The sequence below is a fragment of the Arsukibacterium sp. UBA3155 genome, from assembly GCA_002364615.1.
Taxonomy (GTDB): domain Bacteria; phylum Pseudomonadota; class Gammaproteobacteria; order Enterobacterales; family Alteromonadaceae; genus Alishewanella.
In genome coordinates this window covers 11178-32130 of the sequence record DEYP01000006.1, presented here as the reverse complement: position 1 = coordinate 32130, position 20953 = coordinate 11178, and the positions used below count along the sequence as shown (strand labels likewise).

Below are 20953 nucleotides of genomic sequence, written 5' to 3'. Positions count from 1 at the left end.
CGAAACAGCGCTACTAGAAAAACGTGACGAGGACTTCATCGATGCAATTGATAGAGTATGTATTGATGTTGAAGGGATAGTTGTCAACGCAATACCGCCGGAAGAAATCCAAAGACTAAAAACGGCAATAAGGCAAAAGCGTTATAAAAATAACGATTTCAATCGCCTTTTAAGCGAGTATCAGAGCACACTTTCATTCGTTGATGGTAGGTTAGATAGCCATTAATCAGTGCCGCTCAGTCACGCAGAGAAATTTTTGGTGATTTTATATAACAACAAAACCAAGCAAACTAAATATTGAAACGACTCAAATTTAATGAAGAAACAAGCGTTAGCAAATTGAGTTACCAGTGCTCAGTCGGCAGCAATCACTTTTTTCAACTTAATTAAGAACGCTTTGTTTCAATTAGTTATATTTTCAGTTTCAAGTTAACGACGCTTCTTGGACAAATAGTATTTTAATGACGCATCTGAGATTATATTCGTCACTTTCCCTTGCAGCATTTGTCCATATTCAAAATCACGCCCAGCTTTGTTACCTAATCGCCTTTTCCACCATTTAATTTCACTTAGCATTCTGGCTGCTTTTTCTCTAAGAACGTGTGCGTTGTGAGAATCAGCAGTAAGTGAAAATTGTGGAGGCTCAATATTTTGTTTTTGGCAATAGTCTAAAGCCGCTTTGAGCCCTTCTCTATGTATTAATTCAGCGCAAAACTTAGCATGCATTTCGGCTTGCCGGCACTAGAGGTGAGTAGTGCTCGGGCCTGACAATCTAACGTCCACCACGGCTAAATCAGTCTATTATAAGTTAATTACAAAATTTCAATAACAACATAACCAATTTAAAAGCAGTTACTTTCTTTATTCTTTATTAAAATCACGGTGAAAAGCCATCCTACCATCTCCACAAGATCGCCTGTATCCGCTGCATTCTTTAATCAGTCAATGTTCTGGAAAGTGAGGAAAACTGCCCAGTGTTACTCACGCATTCTAACGCCTAGTAAAGGTACACATAAAATAAAATGTCGACTATATTTGACATTGGTGTATTTAAGTCTACATTTAAATGGGCTAACTAAAAATGGTTAAGTAAGCGCTGAAGAAGGGATTTCTATGTCCGCCAGGGATGGTCAGAGTTTCATACAGGAGAATTCTATGATGAGCATCTCGGCGAATACGTTTTTACAGTCAATGTACGAGCATAAATCACAACAGAGGCGTTTACATAACGTGCGAGATTATTTGCTAGCGTCACTTCAGATCAATCCTCACAGCCATAACCTTATAGTTGCCATCGGAAATGGCAATGAGAAGAGTAATGCTGACGCCCTTCTGAACTGGCTTTCGGGGACGTCACATCACAATTCTTTTCTGGCGGATTTGCCAGCGAAAGAAGTGAAAAGTCTGTTGCTACACCATCTCCAGCGGACTTTGGATTGTTGGCCTGACTGAGGCTGTCTGTGGGCTTTACTTGTCGGGAACGTGCTCGATAAGGTGTTCGACCGGAACCTCGAAAAATTTACAGAGGCGATCAATGGTATCTAGCGTCACATTACAGCCAGGGTTATTAATCATTTTTGATAGGGTCGCTCGGTGTATCCCCGTTGCCTCGGAAATCTCGTTAATCGTAACGCGTTGCCCATCATCAAATGATTTTTTTTCGACTAACGCCATTAAATGGTACCTGAACATCTGTCCTCCGGGGGTTGCCTGTTTTTAATCATAACCGGTTTTTCACCAAAAGCGCATCGTTCTTAATGGAGGTATAAAATGAAGCCTATTGTCCGTGATACAGAAGGTAATTTGGTATTACGTCTAAAAATCATGGGGTGCCACTTATCTGAGCAAACAAAATTTTTAGATACACCGAAACACAGGACGTATTTGCAGACTACCTTAAAAAAAATACATCAAGAAGTGAAATCAGGTGTTTTTGAATATGCAAAATACTTTCCTTACAGTAAAAATGTATTTTATATCAATGCATTAAAATCAAAATTTCTGTCGCCAGGTTGGCGAGGACTACCTACTTTCAGGCATTTCCTAATGAATGAGTTTCAAGGTAGTTCAGATGAACTAGGGCAGATTTTAATGATTTGCATTATGGGATGTTTGGGGGAGCAACGGGTTGATGAAATTCTGGGTTACAACATCCTCAAACTGAAAGAAATGCTCAAGACTATAAAGGGAATTACAAAACCAAATTACATTGCAGCGATGGAGTTTGTTTTCACGGTCTTAGATCAAGCTTCGCTAGTCTATGTATTTCCCAGGCCATTCAAACTAGTGCTAACAGACGACGGTGGACAATATGCCAGGCCATTATGTCACAGAGACATATTGCAAATAGTCGATAACGTGCCATCAAAATATCGCGAGGTTTTTTTATTGCAATATTATACGGGGCTATCTTCAAAAGAGTTGTTAGAGCTTGAATGGAAACACTATAGCATAAAGGATACAACGTTTTTTTTGTCTGGGCGGGAGGTATATATCGACCCTTATGCTAGACGTCTTCTCTTTCAACTGCGAAAAAAATCGGGTAGTAGCCGCTATGTATTTGGCGCACCTTTTGGCAAAAAGTTGAAAATAAACCATTGCTGGCTCAGCAAAGAATGTTGGCCAAAGGCTTGTCAGGAGGTCGGAAGAGAAGTGCTACATATTCATGTTCTGAAGCGTGCTTCAGTCTTTTACCTCTATGAAGCCGGACTAAGTGTCGACCAAATTTGCCAACAAACACAGATCTTGTTTCGGCCTGTTATCCATCAAATTTTATCGCAATATGTGCTCGATTAGCTATGACAAAACGAATAATCAATAGACGGTATGCTGGTATTTTATTAGAGTATTTTCTGGTTAAAGATCCGGAGCTACCTTTCCAATACGCCTATGGGATCCGATATTCTGAGCAATATGGAGTTCATTATATACGAACGACACCGGTGACCAGAATCAACCACAAAAAGAACAAGCTGTTCACCTTGACGTGTATATATACAGTCCAGCATTACAATACGGATACAGGCTTTAACGAACTGATAGAAGCCCTATTTTCTTACGTTGATATGCCGATATGGGATGATGAATTGATTATTGCCACCATGAGTCTGACGTCACATTAGATGGGCCAGTGTAATTAGATAACTCATTAAAATTGTTAGTAAAGTTGAGAGTTGGGAGCCATTGCTACAAAGGCGAAGAGGCTATAAAATACAATCACCGCTGCAAAACAATGGATGATTTACTAGATCAGTTTGGGCACTTTACGGATAACGCTGCTTCGTTTCAGGTAGTCGATCATAGCTTACAGCGGATGGAGCTGAGTAAGGATCAGTTATTTAGACCCTGGCCGAGAACGTTTCCTAATAGTCTGTCAATTAACGATATTTAAATGGCTGGTCAGTTTAAACCGGTTAGCCGGATGGTACAGCACGGCGTAGCAAATAGGCTGGCCATGAGAGTGAGTTATCCGGGTGACTTTCAGGCAGGGTACGCCATCGTCCACTTGCAGGTTGTGTTTAAGTATTTTCGTCGGCATCACCGCTTCTACCGTTATTTCTGCTTCGGTAACCGGTGCTATTGAGTTCAGATACTCGCTGGCAGTGATCTTGCTGAAATCCTGCTGTAAAAACAGTGGTACCCGCTCTGCATTAACATAGCGTTCTTCCAGCTGAATGGGTTGATCGTTCTCCCAGTGCACGATAATAATTTTATATACCGTTCTGCTGTTAAGTGACAGGGTAAATGCGATGGCATCGTTTGGGATCAGCATCAGTTTACTTAACACTGTCATCTTGTGTACGTGCCCGCGGGAGCGAATTTCATCGGCAATATTGCGGATTTCCAGTAATGAACTTTGCGCGGCGGGTTCCTTTACAAAAGTACCGACACTGGCAACGCGTTCAAGCACGCCACTATTAACCAGCTCATCGACGGCTTTGCGTGCCGTCATCCGGCTGGCAGAAAAGTGGTTAGCCAGTTCGGTTTCCGACGGGATCTGAGAGCCCGCTTTCCATAAGCTGGCGCTTATCTTCTTTTTAATCTCATTCGAAATAAGACGATACTTTGGCAGCTTCATGCAATGTCCATATTACCTACAAACAATAAGTTCGAAGTGCGTATTCAGCTAACTCATGACACTTCAGTGCGAACCCGGTCATTCTATACTGCATTGCGCTGCCGCCAACAGATTTTTGGGGCCTGGTTGGCGTTAATTAGGCTTGTCGCATAAGTAACATGTCAGCAACACCGTGCCAGTATATACCACATGGCTATGCTGTCAATTTTTAGTCAGTTCAACCGAGTTTTCTGTCGCAAATATAATGAAATTATTTTCAATACCGATGTTGTATATACCGGTATGCTGTTGTATAACATTTAAGCAGGCAGCGACCTTATAATAATTTCCGGCCTCAGCTGGTACAGATGCTACTCAGGAGAACATTTAATGACAGCAATAAATTTGACGCCTAGTCGTGTATATACCGCGATGCTGATGGCCGGTGCAGTGGCAGTTTCCGCGCAAACGAAGGCACAAGACAGTGATCCGGTTGAACGTATTCAAATTACCGGCTCAAAAATTAAACGTACCGATATTGAAACCGCCAGTCCGGTATCGGTTATATCGTCAGCGGATATCAGTGCATCAGGCATTACCAATGTAGAAAACCTGCTGCAGGAAATGTCGTTTTCAGCCGGCGTGGCCGGTAATGCAACTAACGCATACTGGACCAGTGGTGGTTATGGCACGGCTCAGGTCAATTTGCGTGGCCTGGGCATTAAGCGCACCCTGGTATTGTTAAATGGCCGCCGCGTGGTCGGCGGGGGAACCGGTGCCAATAGTTCGGTGGATTTAAATATGATACCGACAGCGATGATTGAACGAATCGAAGTATTAAAAGATGGTGCTTCGGCTGTGTACGGAGCTGATGCGGTCGCCGGTGTGGTGAATATCATCACTAAAAAAGCATTCAGCGGCGCTGAGCTCAGTGTAAAAGCGGGCATGGCAGATAAGGGCGATGCCGAAAATCAGGATCTGAGCCTGACACTGGGCGGCGAATTTGATAAGGGCAATGTGGTTGTCAATTTGAGTTACGGCAACACCTCTGCGGTGCGCCAGTCTGATCGTATTGCCTGCTCTAAGTACGGTACGGAAGAAGGCACCTTTGAGTGTTTTGGCAGCAGCACCAGTGAAGGTGGCCGTGCGTTATTGGCTGACGGTACTCAGGTGCAGTTTAACCAGGACCCGGATACCGCCACTAACGGCAATAACTACGGCCCCTATAATGGCGCGTTGCATAGCTTTAACTATATTCCCTACCTAAACGCCGTAAGCCCGATGGAGCGGATAAATCTATCCAGCTTTGCTAACTACAATATCAATGACTCGGTGCAGTTGTTTGTAGAAGCAAGTTACGCTAATCGCCAGGGCGAGCAAATCGTGACGCCCCGCAATGGTTTTGCCGGTATTAAAGTCGATGCCGATTTCCAGTACAACCCTACCGGTCAGGATTTGGAGTTTTTACGCCGGCGCAACACCGAACTGGGCGCGCCTTACTTTTTCCAGGAAACCAATACCATTCGCATTGTAACGGGACTAACCGGCGTACTAGACAATGGCTGGGAATGGGACTTGTCTTACAACTATGGCCGTAATACCGGTACTGATGGCTGGACTTTCGACATTGACCCTGACCGTGCAGCGCATACGCTGGACGACAGCATTTGTACCTATGACAACAGCAATGGCATTCCTTGTGGTGACTGGTTTGGTAAAAACGAGCTGACGCAGGACGTTATTGACTATGTAAAATACCGCCGTGAGGGCACAGGTGGTAATGAAATGCGCACCTGGTCATTGAATATGAATGGCTATTTGTACGAGTTGCCGGCCGGAGGTATTGGTTTTGCTGTTGGTGCAGAAAGTCGCAGCGAAACAGGCTGGCGCGACCCGGACTCTACTGTATTGCGTAACGGCTTAGAAGACCCGATCCGCGGTAGCTATGATGTAAAAGAAGTATTTGGCGAACTATCGGTGCCAATATTGGCTGATACCTATTTAGCCAAGCGATTGTCGGTTGAGCTGGCGGCGCGTTACTCTGACTACAGCACTGCAGGTGCGGAAACCACCTACAAAATGGGTTTAACCTGGAATGTTAACGACAGCCTGATGCTGCGGGCTGTGCGTTCTACCGCGTTCCGCGCGCCGGTGATTACAGAACTGTTTGGCGGCACTAATGGCGAAAACCTGCGCACGATAGACCCCTGTGAAAATGCTACTGGCACCATAGCGGCAAATTGTCTGGCGGCCGGTGTACCGGCAGATTTTGTACAGGACGGCACGACAATTTTAACCAGTGTTGGTGGCAACCCCAGGCTGGAGCCAGAAACGGCTGACACCACTACGGTAGGTATCGTATGGCAGCCCGAGTTCCTTGACGGTTTTTCCGCGACGATAGATTACTTCAACATTAAAATCGACGAAGCTATTACATCAGTCAATGGTTCCGATATGCTGCGGTTATGCTACGAAGACCCTATCGGCAATGCGAAATTCTGCGATACCTTTACCCGGCATCCGGTAACACACCAGGTTAATGAGCTGAATCAGCGCCCGGTGAATGCTGCAGTAGAAACCGTCAGTGGTATCGACCTGAACACGGCTTATAAATTTACCTTATTTGGTTTGAGCAGCCGGGCGAGTTTGGATATCACCCGTTTACTGAAGCATGAAAGCACACCGTTTAAAGGTCAGCCAACCATTGATAAGGTGGGTTTTATTACCGAAGACCAGGGTAGTTACACTGAATGGCGGAGTAACTTCAGCTACAGCGTGATGACAGATGACTGGTCAGCGAGCTATTCATTGCGTTATATCGGCAGTGCCGATGACGTTAACGGCTCGGATTTCGACCCGCTGGGTAAATCAGTCGGTTCAGTTACCTATTCTGATGTATCAGCCTCGTGGTACTACAGTGATGCGTTGACGCTTAGCCTGGGTGTTGACAACATCTTTGATAAAAAAGCACCGTACCTGACGTCATGGAACGATGCCAACACCGATGTAATGACATATGATCTGCTGGGGCGCCGCGGTTTCGTCCGTGCAACCTACCAGTTCTAAGTCAGCTTTTATCGGTAGCACCAGGGCCGTATGCCCGTATACCATAGGGCCCTGGTGTTTACTTTTCTCATAACAGTAATTAATGGTTTTGTCCGGGCCACAGGCCTCCTACGCGGCTATTAAACTGCTGCGTGAAACCAGGCCGTGCCGGACTAGAGGGTTGGGAATGAATAAATCAATGCGGCTGCTGAAAACCAGCAGGAAATACCATAAATGGCTGATGGCGTTTATAGGCCTGCAGTTTATTATCTGGTCGGTAACCGGGGCCTATATGGTGTTTTTTGATATTGATTATATCCATGGCGATACCCTGGTTAATAACGAACAGGATAAAATCGACCCGCAGCAGGTAACCTACTCATTACATAGCTTGTTACAACAGTATCCGCAGGCAAAAGCCATTACGTTGGGCCGTTATCTGGATAAGGTGGTGTATCGTTTTACGCTGGCAGAACAAAAGTTAGCGATCGACGCCAGTTGCGGTGCGATCATGCCGCCGTTAGGTCAGGCTCAGGCAGAACAAGCTGCCCGGTTTTATTACAGCGGTGCCGGCACTGTCGAAAGCGCCGAGCTTATCAGTGAAAATGCGCCATTTGAGCTTAACCCTAAGGTCATGCCTGCCTGGCGGGTAAATTTCAGCGACTTTGGCGCCCCGGCAATTTACGTGTCTGCCGAAACAGGCTTGCTGGTAGGTAAACGGCATAGTTTCTGGCGCCTGTTTGACTGGATGTTTCGCTTCCATGTGATGGATTACGATGACGGCGCCGATATTGATAACAGCCTGCTGTTCTGGTTTACCTTGTTCGGTATGTTAGCTTCTGTACTGGGCATGGTGCTGGCCTATTTCCGTGTGTTTCGTAAAACGGATGAGGCATTAACGGCACCGGCTGGCAATGACAGCCATACAGTTGGAGTTGCGCCATGAATACAGTCAGAAAACTGCATAAGTGGGCCTCTGTTGTCGTTGGCATTCAGTTTCTGATCTGGCTGGGCAGTGGTATGTATTTCAACTTTATGGACCATACCAAAGCGGCGGGACACACTTACAAAGCGCATCAGCATCCGTCGCTGAGCTGGCATACGCTGGCGCTGCAGGAGCCTGCCGAGGTGTTACGGCAGTATGCACCCAGCACCTCGCTGACGTTAATTGAGTTGGCGCAAAAACCGTATTATTTGCTTAACCATCAGCGCGGTTTGTACGCTAACTTTGTCAACAAACACAGCTTGGTCGATGCGCAGACAGGCCAGCCGCTGACGGTCGATGCGGATTTTGCCCGGCAGTTGGCAAGCGCTTCATATAGCGGGCCGGGTGAAATCGTATCTGTAACATTGATGCAGCCGCCGATTGCCGATTTACTCAAACAAAAGAATGCCGTGTGGCAGGTTAACTTTGCCGATGAAATTAACACCAGCGTCTATGTTGAGGCAGACTCAGGCCGTATTGCCGGCCACAGTGATGCTGACAAACGGCTGGCAGATTTTTTCCTGAAACTGCATTTTATGGATTATGCCAACGAAGGCAGTTTTAACAGCGTGCTGATGATGGTATTTGCCTTTGTCGCCTTGTGGCTCAGCGGCACCGGCATGGTCTGGACCGTCGATCTGGCGCTGCGCGGTCAGTATAAAATTAAGCTGTTTGGCCGCAAAAACACGGTAAAGTTATTTGACCGCAACCAGAAAAGCCTGGGCCAGGTGGCGTTTTCCAACCATAAAAATTTGTTGGATGGTTTGGTTGAGCACAATATCATTTTGCCTTCCACCTGCGGCGGCGGTGGCACCTGTGGCCGGTGCTGCATCATGATAAATCAAAATGTGAAAAGCACCGCGGCGGATTTGCAGCACTTCAGCGTCTTCGAACTGGAACAGGGGTACCGCCTGGCTTGCCAGCACTTCAGTGATGATGTTGAACATATGACACTGATGGATATTACCGATGCGAAAAAGTACCAGCTGGAATTAGTCAACAGCACCTTTTTAAGCCCGTTTATTAAAGAGTTACGCTTTACCACCCAGTCTAAGGTACCCATGCGCTATAAAGCCGGTGCGTTTATGCGCTTCTTTATCCCGAAGGCCAGTGGCTGCTCCGTGCCGGCAGATGTGCCAGGTTCATTGCAACCGGACTGGCAGCATATCGCCCGGTTAAACTATCAACATGGTGCCTGTAGCAGAAGCTATTCCTTAGCCGGCATAGATGAAGCTACAAACGAGTTAGTGTTTGTCATTAAGCTGCAAAGCGCAACTAACCCGTCGGTATTGCCCGGTATTGGTTCTAATTATCTGGGGAACTTGCGCATTGGTGACCGGGTTGAGGCTTTAGGGCCGTTTGAAGAGTTTTACGCTAACCCAGGCAGTGACAAAACCATGGTATTGGTGGGGGCAGGCTCGGGCATGGCGCCACTAAAAGCGCTGATTGAAGAACAGTTAGCGCTGCATCGCAACAATAAAGGCGACAAGCCGCCCCGGCCGCTGCATTTCTTTTACGGCGCCCGCAATGAAAATGATGTGATTTACGTCGACTACTTTTATCAGCTGGCGAAGCAGTACCCGCATTTTCATTACTACCCGGTGTTGTCACGGCCGGACAAAGGCTGGTTGGGTGCGACCGGCTATGCACAGCACGTGCTGGCGTTGAATTGGCAGAATGTGGTTGAACAAGGTGAACCTGAGTTTTATCTGTGCGGGCCCAAAGGCCTAATGGATGACACGATCCGGTTACTGCGTGACAAAGGGGTGCCTGAAAGTAACATCGCCTTTGATGAGTTCAGTTAGCTAAAACAGAAACTGCGCGGGGAAGCTTTAGCGCAGTCTCTATGGTAAGGCAGTGGTCAGGCTGTTTTCAGCCTGACCACAAAGCGGGTGCTTTGCTGATCTGATTCGACACTGATATGACCTTCATGCGCGTCAACAATGGCTTTAGTAATAGCCAAACCTAAACCCGCACCTTCACTATGGCGTTGTCTTGATTGGTCAGCTCGATAAAAACGTTCAAATAAAAAGGGTAAATGTTTTGGCGGAATGGGTAGTCCAGGATTTTCGACACAAATAGTAACCGAGCCAGGTGCAGCCAACGCCGTTGTTACGGTAATGCTTTGGCCCTTAGCGGTATACCTTAATGCATTCGACAGCAGATTGGTTAACGCATGGCGCAGTAACGTGCGGTCAGCCTGCACCATAATTGCCGCGCCGGAAAATTGTAACGTAACGCCGGACTCTTCAGCTAATGCTTCGAAAAAGTCAAAAATCGCGTTAATTTCGTCCGCAAGATTTAGCGGCTGCTTTTGCAGTGTGATCAGCCCATTCTGACTTTTCGCCAACCACAACATGTCGCTAATCATTTTGTTTAATCGTTCTTGTTCTTCCAGATTTGAAAACAACACATTCTGGTATTCCTGCAGCGTACGTGGCTTGGATAAACTAACCTGGGTTTGGGTAATGATATTGGTTAGTGGAGTGCGCAGCTCATGCGCAATGTCGGCACTAAAATGCGACAGCTTGGTAAAGCCTTCTTCCAGTCGGTGCAGCATATGGTTGAATGACTGCACCATATGCTCTAATTCCGCAGGTACTGTATTAGAGTTGAGCCGGATGTCGAGTTTATTGGTTTGAATATCGCGCATCTGCTCAGTCAAGCCTCTGAGAGGTCCCAGGCCCTGATGCACCGCCAGCCAGGCGGCCAGCAGCGTGAGTATGCAGGAACCAAATAAAATAAAACCAAGGCTTCTTTGCAATTGCTGCAAAAACTGCAAGTGAAAGCTGGTATCAATGGCGGCAATAACCTGGTAGTTTGCGGCTGCGGAAGTAAGTTTCACTACTACACCGTGATATGTTTTTTCTGCCAGCGTCCAGTTGAAAATCTGCGCATCATCAAAATGGTCGGCTGCGACTGAGAGGCTTGACAGCTGAGTTAAATCAAAATCGGCATTGCGATAAATCAGCGCGTTGTGTTCATCCATAATTTGATAAAACACGCCATGATGCCCGGCAACCGCCAACGACAGTGACGTTGCGCTCAGTTGTTGCTGAGTTGCGGCACGGTGCAGTATTTCTTCGACAGAACGCACGATAACTGCCAGCTCATCCGCATCCTGTTGAATAAAATGATGCTCAACCGAGCTTATCAGCATCTGTCTGACAAAAAACAGGCAAATTGAAATGGTCAAAGTGACAAAAAGCACCACGCGTAGCGTAAGAGACAGCGGGCGCTGACGGCTGTTATTCATTATCTTGCTCTTCATCCAGTTTATAACCCATCCCGCGCACAGTATGGATCAGTTTAGGCGTAAAGCTGTCATCTACTTTTGCCCTTAGGCGCCGGATAGCCACATCGATAACATTGGTATCGCTGTCAAAATTCATATCCCATACCTGCGATGCGATAAGCGATCGCGGCAAAACTTCACCCCGGCGGCGCATCAGTAGCTCCAGTAAACAAAACTCTTTATGACTGAGCGTTATTTTTGTGCCGCTGCGCACTACTTTGCGTTTGGCGATATCCAACTGCAAATCGGCTACCTGTAACAGCTCAGCGGCGCTGATGTTTTGTCCGCGTCGCAGCAGGGTGCGTACCCGGGCCAGTACTTCAGAAAAGGCAAATGGCTTGATTAGGTAATCATCGGCACCCAGCTCAAGCCCCTTCACCCGGTCATCTACGCTGTCGCGGGCCGATAAAAACAGCACCGGCGTGCGGTTATCGCGCTCACGCAGTGCCTGCACGATGCGCAGGCCGCTGACGTCGGGTAGCATCACATCGAGAATGATCAGATCGAAGGCTTCTGTCATCGCCAGATGATGACCATCCAGGCCATTTCTGACCAGCGATACCTGAAAGCCGGCTTCAGTCAGACCTTGCTTGAGATAGTCACCGGTTTTCAGTTCATCTTCAACAATCAGTAAACGCATCTTTTTTCCTTTGGCGTTGGCTCTGCCAGAAGTATGGCGCTGGTAGGCATACAGCAAGATGACGACAAGATTACAACTTTGTCATGTTTGAGTCATGCTGCTGACAGCTTTAATCACTAGACTGCAATAAATTACAACGTATTGAGGGATAGCAATGGGCAGCAACAAGTTATCGATGCCGCGGTCAGTGTCGCGTCGCCGTTTCGTCCAGGGGCTGGCTGCGGGCGGTGTATTGGCTACCTTTCCGCATATTGTGCATGCGGGTAGCCGCTTCAGAGATAATGCTTTCACCGGCTATGCGTCAGAGTTAAGCGGCAAGGTTATTGAGCTGACCATTGGCGAAGCCCTGGTTAACTTTACGGGGGTAGTGCGAACAGCAACGACGATTAATGGTTCCATTCCCGCCCCAACGTTACGCCTGCGTGAGGGGGATGAGGTCACGATAAAAGTGACTAACACCTTGTCAGTACCCAGTTCTATTCACTGGCACGGCATTATTTTACCTTACCAGATGGACGGTGTGCCCGGCATGAGTTTCAGGGGCATTATGCCCGGTGAAACCTTTGTTTATCGCTTTACGTTGCAGCAGAGCGGCACCTACTGGTATCACTCTCACAGTGGTTTTCAGGAAATGACCGGCATGTATGGTGCGCTGATCATTGAGCCCAGAGCACAAGATATTATTACTGCCGATCGCGAATATGTGGTGCAGCTGTCAGATTGGACCGACGATGATCCGAGGCAGGTGTTTGGCAAACTGAAAGTGCAAAGTGATGTGTATAATTTTAATCAGCCAACAGTACGGGACTTTTTTCGCGATATGTCGGCTAAAGGTTTAGAAGCGGCCTTAGCGAAACGCAAAATGTGGCAACAGATGCGGATGAACCCCACTGACCTGGCCGATTTGTCTGCGGCAACCTTAACTTATTTAATGAATGGCAGCACACCACTGGCCAACTGGCGCGGCTTGTTTCAGCGAGGCGAAAAAGTGCGTTTACGTTTTATCAATGGCTCCAGCAATACCTTTTTTGACGTGCGTATTCCCGAACTGAAAATGACCGTGGTGCAGGCCGATGGACAAAATGTGCATCCGGTAACGGTAGACGAATTCCGCTTTGGCCCAGGTGAAACCTACGATGTTATCGTCACGCCGCAAACCGATGCCTATACCATTTTCGCTCAAAGTATGGACCGAAGCGGTTACGCCCGAGGAACGCTGGCAGTAGCGGCTGGCCTAAATGCGCCTGTGCCGGCGTTAGATCCGGTGGAGTGGCTAACCATGGCCGACATGATGGGTGATATGGCAGGCAGCAACGCGATGGACCACAGCGCGATGCAGGCAGGCGCTATGGCGACTGGCAGTGCCGCGGTGGATCATAGTATGCACGGTGGCATGGCAATGGATCACAGTCAGCATGCCAGGCCAACACCATTTGCTGTGCCCAGCAAAACAGTGCGCCACGCCAGCACCGAATACGGCCCGTCGGTCGATATGCGGGTGGACATGCCCAGAACCAATCTGGACGATCCAGGTATTGGTTTGCGAAATACCGGACGGCGGGCATTAACGCTGGCCGATTTACATTCATTGGACGGCATTATCGAAAAGGGTGGCCCGGAAGCAGAAATAGAGTTACACCTTACCGGCAATATGGAGCGTTATAGCTGGTCAATTGACGGTTTAGAGTTCAGTAAAAGTACCCCGGTGCATATGAAGCTTAACCAGCGCATCCGGGTTATTTTGCAGAATGACACGATGATGACCCATCCGATGCATCTGCATGGTATGTGGAGCGACCTGGAAAATGACAGTGGTGAAGTGCTGGTTCGGCGTCATACCATACCGGTTCAGCCGGCACAGCGTATTAGTTTTTTAACCACGCCCCATGATGTAGGCCGCTGGGCCTGGCATTGTCACTTATTGTTCCATATGGATGCAGGCATGTTCAGAGAAGTGGTGGTGGCATGAAGAAACCAATTGCGACAACCAAGCTGCCGGTTTTATTGTTCACCAGCACATTATTGCTATTAAGTGGCGGCCTGGCCGCACAAACCGCGACTGAAGCGCAACCACATCAGCATGAAACGCAGGATAACAGTGGTGTAGATCACAGCAAGATGGACCACAGCAAAATGCAGCAAGATGAGATGCCGATGGACCATAACCAAATGGACCACAGCAAAATGCAGCATGACGAGAAGCCGATGGATCACAGCAGCATGGATCACGGCGATATGCAGATGCAGGGCGGTAAGGCGCCGGCGGATGCGCGCGATCCACACGCTTATTCCAGTGGTTACACCCTGACAGACGGCCCCTATGGCATGGCAGACTCCCGGCATTTAAAACATGCTGTTGAGCATCCAATGTGGTCAATTGTGGGGGACCGGCTGGAGTACGATATTGACACCGATGCAGTGGTGTTCGATATGCAGGCCTGGTATGGCACCACCTACGATAAACTGGTAGTGAAATCTGAAGGGCATGTTAGCGAGGGTATACTGGAAGAAAGTCAGACCGATTTGTTGTGGGGACATGCAGTTGCAGCATACTGGGATCGCCAGCTTGGTGTACGGTTCGATCAAAATGCTGAGGGTGAAAGTCGGCAATGGCTGGCATTTGGCATTCAAGGGCTGGCACCATACTGGTTTGAGCTGGATATCACCGCTTACGTTGGTAGTAATGGGCGTACTGCACTGGCCGCTGAAGCAGAATATGAAGTGTTGTTGACCCAACGCCTGGTATTGCAAGCGCGGGCAGAACTAGCTGCTTACGGTAAAGATGACGCGGTAAATGCTATCGGTAAAGGATTGACGTCTTCAAACGTCGGTTTGCGTATGCGCTATGAATTTTCCCGCCAATTGGCACCCTATGCCGGTATAGAATGGAGTAATAAGTATGGTAATACGGCCGATCTCGCCCGTTTGTACGATGAAGCAACTCAAGAAACTGCGCTAGTTGCCGGTTTACGGTTTTGGTTTTAATTAATAAGGAAACGAAGATGAAAATAGTTAAATTTCTGCTGCCGCTGGTGGCACTTTTTTTCGCCGGCCAGGTGCTGGCACATGTCCATCTTACACAAACGGTGCCAGCTGATAAGGCCATGCTGACGCAGACACCAGATACATTGATCCTGAACTTTAGCGGCCCGGTTCGCCTTACAAAAATAAGTTTGACCGACGCGGATAACACCAGTGTTGAATTTGGATTTACGCCATCAGCGTCGGCATCTGAGCAATTTAGCTGGGCGTTACCTGTGCTACAAAGCGGTAACTACCAGGTAAGCTGGATAGCACTGGGTGCCGATGGCCACAAAATGAGTGGCGACTTCACTTTTATGCTGCATGGCCCGAGTGCATCTGCGACCGCAGAAGCTTCGCCACATTCACATCAGCATTAAAATAAGGTAACGAAGATGGTTGATGTTTGGGCGCTATTTCTAATGTTGTTAAAACTGCTTAGCTATAGTGCAGTGGTTAGTGGGATCGGCGCGGTGCTGCTTTTTACCCTCTTGCCACTTCGGAGCACCTTCGACCAATATGGCTCTAACCGTTTTCAGTTTTGGCTTAACCGCTGGTTGATCAATTGGTCTGCTGCAGGGATGATTTTAGCACTACTACAATTGCCGTTGCAGGCAGGTGCTATGGCAGAAAGCGGACCTGCGGCGATGATGGACACGATAATGCTAAACATTGTCTGGCAGTCTGCCATAGGGAGTCAAACTGTAATACGGTTTAGTGGCTTTGCAGCACTGCTGTTCGCAGCACTGCTGTGGTCGGGTTGGGGAAAGGATACCATTGTCGCCTGGATTGTTGCCTGGATTCTCGCTTTCAGCGGCATTGTATCTCTGGCAGGTAGTTTTATCCTCACCGGTCACACCGCGCCGCTTGCCGGTTGGGTACAAGCAATATTGCTTTTGCACGTGCTGGCGATTGCAGCCTGGGTTGGTGCATTGTGGCCGCTTAAGAAAAGTTGCGATTTGATGGCTATATCGTCTTTGTTGACGCTGATGGAGAGATTTGGTCGCGTTGCAGTTGTAATCGTAATAGTGCTGCTGAGCTGTGGTCTGCTATTGCTGCTGCAGTTAATTGGTTCCCTTAACGCACTATTTACCACCGACTATGGTCGGTTAATGTTGTTTAAACTGATGTTAGTCAGTTGCATGTTGTTACTGGCAGCTTGGCATAAATTTAAACTGGTAAAAGACCTGGCACGGCATCACAACAGCGACACGCTGCGAAGATCTATAATGGTCGAGACCCTACTGGCCGTGTTGGTGCTAACAACAACCACAGTTTTTACCACTGTGGTTGGGCCGGCGGGCTAACCATCCAACTGAAATTTATAGAATAAAAGGATATATGGCATGTTATTCAAAAACTTAAATGCGTTAACTGTCGCATCCCTGTTTTCTCTACTTATGCTGCCGGTTATCGTTGTCGCACATGGCACTGAAAAACCGAATGCTACTGAGATGTTTACAGGCGAAACGTCCGCCGCTGCGCAGGTCGTAAAAGCTTTTCACAAAGCCTTGCAGCAAGGCAAAGCTGCCGTTGCCCGTTCAAGCTTGGCAGACAATGTCCTGATTATTGAAGGTGGCGGTGTAGAGCGCTCTGCCGATGAATATGCCAGTCATCATATGTTGTCGGATATGAAATTTCTGGCCGCGGTCAAAGGCGAGGTAATTGAACATCATACCGTCGTGCAAGGTGATGTCGCGTATTCGGTAAGCAGAACAAAAATGTCCGGCGAATATAAAGGAAAAGTGATTGATTACACTGGTAAAGAAACATTGGTACTGGTGAAGAATGAAAAAGGCTGGCGCATTGTACATATACATTGGTCGCGATAACAGCGACCAGCAAAGGAGACTACGGATGACAATCAAAATTACTTCGCTAATGCTGTTGGTGCCGCTGTTATTGGTGGCTTGCACCGAACCTGCAGTAGATCCAGCAGTAGATAAAGTAGCGCAGGTTTCAGCGCCGGTAACCGACAGTGTTTTGCCAGCAATCACATTAACGATATACAAAACACCCAGTTGCGGTTGCTGTAAAAAATGGATATCGCATCTGGAACAGAACAATATCGTGTCTGCTGCAGAGAATTATGATGATTTAACAGGCATAAAAAAACGCTATGGCATTAAGCCTGAACATTATTCCTGCCATACGGCCGTTTCAGAACAGGGCTTTGTGTTTGAGGGCCATATTCCTGCCAGGTATATCAGGCAATTTTTAGCTGAGTCACATCCCGACGCGCTTGGCCTCACCGTACCCGCTATGCCAATGGGTTCTCCGGGAATGGAAGTAGGTGATAGCTTTATGCCGTATGACATCATCATGTTGATGAAGGATGGCAGCAGTAGCGTGTATGTTCATGTCAGTGCAGCCAGCCAGCAGTAGTATGCACATTGGCCAGATGCAACAGGTGTAGCGGGGTAATCTGTTTCATCCAGTGCTACCAGAATGGCTTTCTATATCTACGCGCTGTTTGCTCGGGTTGATGTCTTTGTAAAAAATAGTTTTGCCAAGGAGCGTCCCTTTGTTTTAGATCAATTTTTTAGCCACATTCAGGTTTATACTCCTGTTTGTTAGTCTGACAAATATTGAATGTTTGATCTGTAGGATGGATGTGAAAAATTCAAAATTTTTTACGTACTTGTCTCTCTAAAACTTATGAGGAGTTATTTCATGTCAGCAAGATCAACAAATTGGCTCAGTCTTCATGGTCTCATTGTACTGTTTTTAGTTGCATCAGCACTGTATTTCCTATTTGTCGAGCATGGTAGTCACTTTTTGCCTTATTTACCCTATCTTATTTTATTGCTATGCCCGCTGATGCACGTTTTTATGCACAAGAGCCATAGTGGATCTAATCAAAACAATACTTCCCCGGATTCAAACGAGGCTTATCATCGGGGGCTTGAAGAAGGAAAAAAACAGTGTTCTCAACATTCTAAACCGCAGCAATGATTTATTAACTTTAAGCTTGAGCAGTAATTGTGAGGCGCACGACATGGAAATTAAAACCTTTTCAGACCTGATAGAATGGACCCGTCAGCTGCATCAACACTTGGCATTGTGTCTTGCTCACTGTGCTACTAAGAATGAACAACAGCAGGCCAGAATATTGCTTGACTACCTGGCTGAGCATGAAGCAAAAATTGAGCATATGCTGAAATTATTCGAACAGCAGGCTGCACCTAAAGTTCTGAAAACTTACATTTATGACTATCTTTGCCATCAGCCCATACAGTCACACCGAACTTGTGATAGCCACTATGCAAGCCTTGGTTTTGATGAAATCTGTAACGAGGTATTTGATTATCATCAACAGGTTATAGAGCTTTACCGGGATATTGAAGCGAGGGCTGATATTCCTGAAGCGAAAGCATTGCTGGGTTCGTTACTGGCAATGGAAGAGCATGAAGCCATGCGGCTGTCCAGGCAGACTGGCCGAATGAGCGATCTGTAACTAACCACCTTTTCGTTTAGGTTTGGAATGCTAATCTTGAAGTTTTAGCTAGGTTAATTTTTAGTCACCTCTGAAGGAAACGTCATGAGCAGTGCAGCACTGGAAAAAAGAAGTCAGGCACGGCTAACGGTGCCGGGCATGGGATCGGATCACTGCGCCGGGATTGTGAAAACATCTTTGAAGCGGCTAAAAGGTATTGGTGAGATTAGCACTAATATTGCAGCGCATCGCGTGCACCTCAGCTATAACGCAAAGGTATTAACTCTGAATGATATCCGCGCTGCCGTCGAAAAAGCAGGCTACGATGTGGCACAAGTGTCCGCTGACGATGATGCTGACACCGGTCACGACGCTGAAATTGACGCAGCGTATTTAACCCAAGCCCACAAACGACTTTGGATAGCCGGGCTCCCTACCGCCATGATTATGCTACTGATGTTGCCTCATATGTTCTGGCAACCCATTCCTGGATACCTGGCTATTGTCGCGCTGCTGGCTTTTCCTGTGGTATTTTTGTTTGGCGGTGCGGCAACTCATAATTCTACCTGGCGCTCACTGACCAACCGCACGTTTAATATGGACGTGCTGATTTCACTTGGCTCAATTCCGCCTTATCTGATTGGCCTGGTCGGCTTTTTTTATAGTATGACTTCTTTTATCGAAATGGCTGCCACCATCATGACCTTTCACTTGCTGGGACGTTTTCTGGAAGCCAAGGCGAAGGGCCGAGCCTCTCAGGCTATCCGTAAGCTATTGACTATGGGCGCTAAAATCGCCCGTATAGAACGAGACGGCGCAGAGCTGGAGATACCGGTCAAGGAGTTAAAACCTGGCGATGTGATGCTCATCCGTCCTGGTGATAAAGTGCCAACAGACGGCGAAGTACTGGATGGAGAGAGCCATCTGGACGAATCTATAGCCACTGGTGAATCAGTGCCGGTGTATAAGGCAGCAGGCGATAATGTCATCGGTGCTACTATTAATAAAGAAGGTCGATTGCGGGTAAAAGTCACCAAGGTGGGCGGCGATACGTTCTTATCTCAGGTTATTAAATTAGTGGAGCAGGCTCAGGGCTCGAGGGTGCCTATTCAGGAATTTGCAGACCGCATGACGGGCCGCTTTGTTCCTATCGTGTTATTTATTTCGCTTGGCAGCCTGATTGTTTGGTTATTGGCTGCTGATAGCTTGCGGCCTATGCTGGAGTGGGGGGCCGGTTTTCTACCCTGGGTCGACCCAAGTGCAAGCACGACAGTGTTGGCGATACTATCGGCCATTGCCGTATTGGTTATTGCTTGCCCTTGTGCGTTAGGCCTGGCTACCCCGACAGCGTTAATGGTTGGCTCAGGGATTGGCGCAGAACGAGGCATTTTGATTCGATCCGGTGAAGCGATTCAGACCTTTAAAGACATTAGAGTGATAGTACTGGATAAAACCGGCACTATTACCCGTGGTGAACCCAAACTGACCGAATTGACAACCGCTGATGGTGTGACCGAGCAACAATTGTTGCAATGGGCCGCTACGGTTGAAAATGCGTCGGAACACCCAATTGCCCGGGCGATTGTTGAGGGTGCACGCGAACGCAATGTAAAACCTGGCGAGGTTACTGAATTTCGCTCTACCGGCGCCCGAGGAGTGTCTGGTATGGTTGCGGGTGCTTTTGTACTGATCGGAAACCGCAAATTGCTCGATGAAGAGGGCGTCATAGGCCTCCAAGCGCTGGATCAAGAGTTAGATGAGCTGGAAGGGCGTGGCCGCACCGCTGTGCTGGTTGCGGTTGACGGTAAAGCCTGTGGTGTTGTCGCCGTGGCCGATACCATTAAGAGGGAGTCAGTTGCTGCCATTCGTGGCATGCATGAGCTGGGCCTGCATGTGGTGATGATCACTGGCGATAATGAACGTGCGGCACGCGCTGTGGCTAATGAGGTTGGCATCGATGAAGTGCAGGCGGGTGTGTTGCCCGCCGGCAAAGTCGATGCGGTGCGCGAACTTCAAAAAAAATATGGCAACTATGTGGCCATGGTCGGAGATGGCATTAATGATGCGCCGGCGCTAAAACAAGCTAACGTCGGCATTGCTATTGGTGCAGGGGCTGATGTCGCTATAGAGGCAGCCGACGTAACCCTGGTGCGGGGCGAATTGACTGGCGTGGTTGATGCAATGCATCTATCAAAAGCGACCTTTAATAAGATTGTGCAAAATTTGATTTGGGCCAGTGCCTATAACATTGCAGCTATCCCGATTGCTGCGATTGGTTTACTACACCCAATGATTGGGGTCGTGGCAATGACCGCCAGTTCATTATCAGTAATTGGTAATTCATTACTGCTAAAACAGCAATTTAAACGAAAAATAATGTCTTGAACGTTAAAATTTAAAGATGCGTGATCTTAAACATCACGCCGGCGTAGGCAAAATCAATTTGGTGATACGCCATCTATAATTTATAAGTT

Annotated in this window: 19 protein-coding genes; 14 read left to right on the top strand and 5 right to left on the bottom strand. The window is 47.6% G+C overall.

The genetic code is table 11. The annotated features are described in order from the left end of the window. Nucleotides 1–226 (top strand): hypothetical protein (locus B2X65_RS02125; protein ID WP_290610297.1); only part of this gene is annotated, 226 nt, incomplete at its 5' end. 203 nt (nt 227–429) lie between these two features. Here B2X65_RS02125 and B2X65_RS02120 read toward each other — a convergent pair. Both B2X65_RS02120 and B2X65_RS02115 read right to left on the bottom strand, forming a co-directional pair. Beyond that, entirely contained in the window at nt 430–726 is a 297-nt protein-coding gene (locus B2X65_RS02120) for a hypothetical protein (protein WP_290610295.1), read from the bottom strand. A gap of 741 nt (nt 727–1467) precedes the next feature. Beyond that, nucleotides 1468–1674, bottom strand: coding sequence for a helix-turn-helix domain-containing protein (locus B2X65_RS02115; protein WP_290610293.1), 207 nt, complete (start codon nt 1672–1674; stop codon nt 1468–1470). 96 nt (nt 1675–1770) lie between these two features. Here B2X65_RS02115 and B2X65_RS02110 point away from each other — a divergent pair, with 96 nt between their 5' ends. Further along, nucleotides 1771–2796, top strand: a complete 1026-nt coding sequence (locus tag B2X65_RS02110; RefSeq protein WP_290610291.1) for an Arm DNA-binding domain-containing protein — start codon at nt 1771–1773, stop codon at nt 2794–2796. A gap of 577 nt (nt 2797–3373) precedes the next feature. Here B2X65_RS02110 and B2X65_RS02105 read toward each other — a convergent pair. Then, nucleotides 3374–4078 carry a UTRA domain-containing protein gene (locus B2X65_RS02105; protein ID WP_290610289.1) on the bottom strand — a complete coding sequence of 235 codons (705 nt, stop codon included), beginning with the start codon at nt 4076–4078 and terminating at the stop codon, nt 3374–3376. A 369-nt stretch (nt 4079–4447) separates the two neighbouring features. Between B2X65_RS02105 and B2X65_RS02100 the strand changes: the two genes are divergently transcribed. From B2X65_RS02100 to B2X65_RS02090, 3 genes are all read left to right on the top strand, one after another. After that, nucleotides 4448–7123, top strand: a complete 2676-nt coding sequence (locus tag B2X65_RS02100; protein ID WP_290610287.1) for a TonB-dependent receptor — start codon at nt 4448–4450, stop codon at nt 7121–7123. A 166-nt stretch (nt 7124–7289) separates the two neighbouring features. Then, nucleotides 7290–8048 (top strand): PepSY domain-containing protein, encoded by a 759-nt coding sequence (locus B2X65_RS02095; RefSeq protein WP_290610286.1) that lies wholly within the window; start codon nt 7290–7292, stop codon nt 8046–8048. Beyond that, the gene (locus tag B2X65_RS02090; protein ID WP_290610284.1) at nt 8045–9892 is read left to right on the top strand and encodes a 2Fe-2S iron-sulfur cluster-binding protein; all 1848 of its coding nucleotides are present in this window, start codon (nt 8045–8047) and stop codon (nt 9890–9892) included. Before B2X65_RS02095 ends, B2X65_RS02090 begins: the two co-directional genes overlap by 4 nt. A 56-nt stretch (nt 9893–9948) precedes the next feature. Here the strand turns inward: B2X65_RS02090 and B2X65_RS02085 are convergent, their stop codons facing one another. Then, on the bottom strand, nt 9949–11343 hold the full coding sequence (locus B2X65_RS02085) for a heavy metal sensor histidine kinase (RefSeq protein WP_290610282.1): 1395 nt from the start codon (nt 11341–11343) through the stop codon (nt 9949–9951). Beyond that, nucleotides 11336–12022, bottom strand: coding sequence for a heavy metal response regulator transcription factor (locus B2X65_RS02080; RefSeq protein ID WP_290610281.1), 687 nt, complete (start codon nt 12020–12022; stop codon nt 11336–11338). Before B2X65_RS02080 ends, B2X65_RS02085 begins: the two co-directional genes overlap by 8 nt. A gap of 154 nt (nt 12023–12176) precedes the next feature. Between B2X65_RS02080 and B2X65_RS02075 the strand changes: the two genes are divergently transcribed. The 9 genes from B2X65_RS02075 to B2X65_RS02035 all read left to right on the top strand — a co-directional run bounded on the left by B2X65_RS02075 (nt 12177) and on the right by B2X65_RS02035 (nt 20864). Beyond that, a complete protein-coding gene (locus B2X65_RS02075; RefSeq protein ID WP_290610279.1) occupies nt 12177–13991 on the top strand; it encodes a copper resistance system multicopper oxidase in 1815 nt (604 codons plus the stop codon). Then, a complete protein-coding gene (locus tag B2X65_RS02070; RefSeq protein ID WP_290610277.1) occupies nt 13988–15007 on the top strand; it encodes a copper resistance protein B in 1020 nt (339 codons plus the stop codon). Before B2X65_RS02075 ends, B2X65_RS02070 begins: the two co-directional genes overlap by 4 nt. Nucleotides 15008–15024: 17 nt before the next feature. Next, a complete protein-coding gene (locus tag B2X65_RS02065) occupies nt 15025–15423 on the top strand; it encodes a copper resistance CopC family protein (RefSeq protein ID WP_290610275.1) in 399 nt (132 codons plus the stop codon). A 15-nt stretch (nt 15424–15438) separates the two neighbouring features. Beyond that, nucleotides 15439–16350 (top strand): CopD family protein, encoded by a 912-nt coding sequence (locus B2X65_RS02060; protein ID WP_290610273.1) that lies wholly within the window; start codon nt 15439–15441, stop codon nt 16348–16350. 39 nt (nt 16351–16389) lie between these two features. Next, nucleotides 16390–16875, top strand: coding sequence for a YybH family protein (locus B2X65_RS02055; protein WP_290610271.1), 486 nt, complete (start codon nt 16390–16392; stop codon nt 16873–16875). A gap of 25 nt (nt 16876–16900) precedes the next feature. Continuing rightward, on the top strand, nt 16901–17428 hold the full coding sequence (locus B2X65_RS02050; protein ID WP_290610270.1) for a DUF411 domain-containing protein: 528 nt from the start codon (nt 16901–16903) through the stop codon (nt 17426–17428). A gap of 288 nt (nt 17429–17716) precedes the next feature. Then, the gene (locus B2X65_RS02045; RefSeq protein WP_290610269.1) at nt 17717–17998 is read left to right on the top strand and encodes a DUF2933 domain-containing protein; all 282 of its coding nucleotides are present in this window, start codon (nt 17717–17719) and stop codon (nt 17996–17998) included. A 43-nt stretch (nt 17999–18041) separates the two neighbouring features. Beyond that, on the top strand, nt 18042–18500 hold the full coding sequence (locus B2X65_RS02040) for an ATPase (protein ID WP_290610267.1): 459 nt from the start codon (nt 18042–18044) through the stop codon (nt 18498–18500). An 84-nt stretch (nt 18501–18584) separates the two neighbouring features. Then, on the top strand, nt 18585–20864 hold the full coding sequence (locus B2X65_RS02035) for a heavy metal translocating P-type ATPase (protein WP_290610265.1): 2280 nt from the start codon (nt 18585–18587) through the stop codon (nt 20862–20864). Nucleotides 20865–20953 lie beyond the last annotated feature (89 nt).

Bases quoted from the DNA above. Each gene is read 5' to 3' on its own strand.
- B2X65_RS02050 (WP_290610270.1), top strand. From the start codon at position 16,901: ATGACAATCAAAATTACTTCGCTAATGCTGTTGGTGCCGCTGTTATTG.
- B2X65_RS02055 (WP_290610271.1), top strand. From the start codon at position 16,390: ATGTTATTCAAAAACTTAAATGCGTTAACTGTCGCATCCCTGTTTTCT.
- B2X65_RS02100 (WP_290610287.1), top strand. From the start codon at position 4,448: ATGACAGCAATAAATTTGACGCCTAGTCGTGTATATACCGCGATGCTG.
- B2X65_RS02075 (WP_290610279.1), top strand. From the start codon at position 12,177: ATGGGCAGCAACAAGTTATCGATGCCGCGGTCAGTGTCGCGTCGCCGT.
- B2X65_RS02035 (WP_290610265.1), top strand. From the start codon at position 18,585: ATGAGCAGTGCAGCACTGGAAAAAAGAAGTCAGGCACGGCTAACGGTG.
- B2X65_RS02085 (WP_290610282.1), bottom strand. From the start codon at position 11,343: ATGAATAACAGCCGTCAGCGCCCGCTGTCTCTTACGCTACGCGTGGTG.
- B2X65_RS02090 (WP_290610284.1), top strand. From the start codon at position 8,045: ATGAATACAGTCAGAAAACTGCATAAGTGGGCCTCTGTTGTCGTTGGC.
- B2X65_RS02060 (WP_290610273.1), top strand. From the start codon at position 15,439: ATGGTTGATGTTTGGGCGCTATTTCTAATGTTGTTAAAACTGCTTAGC.
- B2X65_RS02105 (WP_290610289.1), bottom strand. From the start codon at position 4,078: ATGAAGCTGCCAAAGTATCGTCTTATTTCGAATGAGATTAAAAAGAAG.
- B2X65_RS02080 (WP_290610281.1), bottom strand. From the start codon at position 12,022: ATGCGTTTACTGATTGTTGAAGATGAACTGAAAACCGGTGACTATCTC.
- B2X65_RS02120 (WP_290610295.1), bottom strand. From the start codon at position 726: ATGCATGCTAAGTTTTGCGCTGAATTAATACATAGAGAAGGGCTCAAA.
- B2X65_RS02115 (WP_290610293.1), bottom strand. From the start codon at position 1,674: ATGGCGTTAGTCGAAAAAAAATCATTTGATGATGGGCAACGCGTTACG.
- B2X65_RS02070 (WP_290610277.1), top strand. From the start codon at position 13,988: ATGAAGAAACCAATTGCGACAACCAAGCTGCCGGTTTTATTGTTCACC.
- B2X65_RS02045 (WP_290610269.1), top strand. From the start codon at position 17,717: ATGTCAGCAAGATCAACAAATTGGCTCAGTCTTCATGGTCTCATTGTA.
- B2X65_RS02040 (WP_290610267.1), top strand. From the start codon at position 18,042: ATGGAAATTAAAACCTTTTCAGACCTGATAGAATGGACCCGTCAGCTG.
- B2X65_RS02095 (WP_290610286.1), top strand. From the start codon at position 7,290: ATGAATAAATCAATGCGGCTGCTGAAAACCAGCAGGAAATACCATAAA.
- B2X65_RS02065 (WP_290610275.1), top strand. From the start codon at position 15,025: ATGAAAATAGTTAAATTTCTGCTGCCGCTGGTGGCACTTTTTTTCGCC.
- B2X65_RS02110 (WP_290610291.1), top strand. From the start codon at position 1,771: ATGAAGCCTATTGTCCGTGATACAGAAGGTAATTTGGTATTACGTCTA.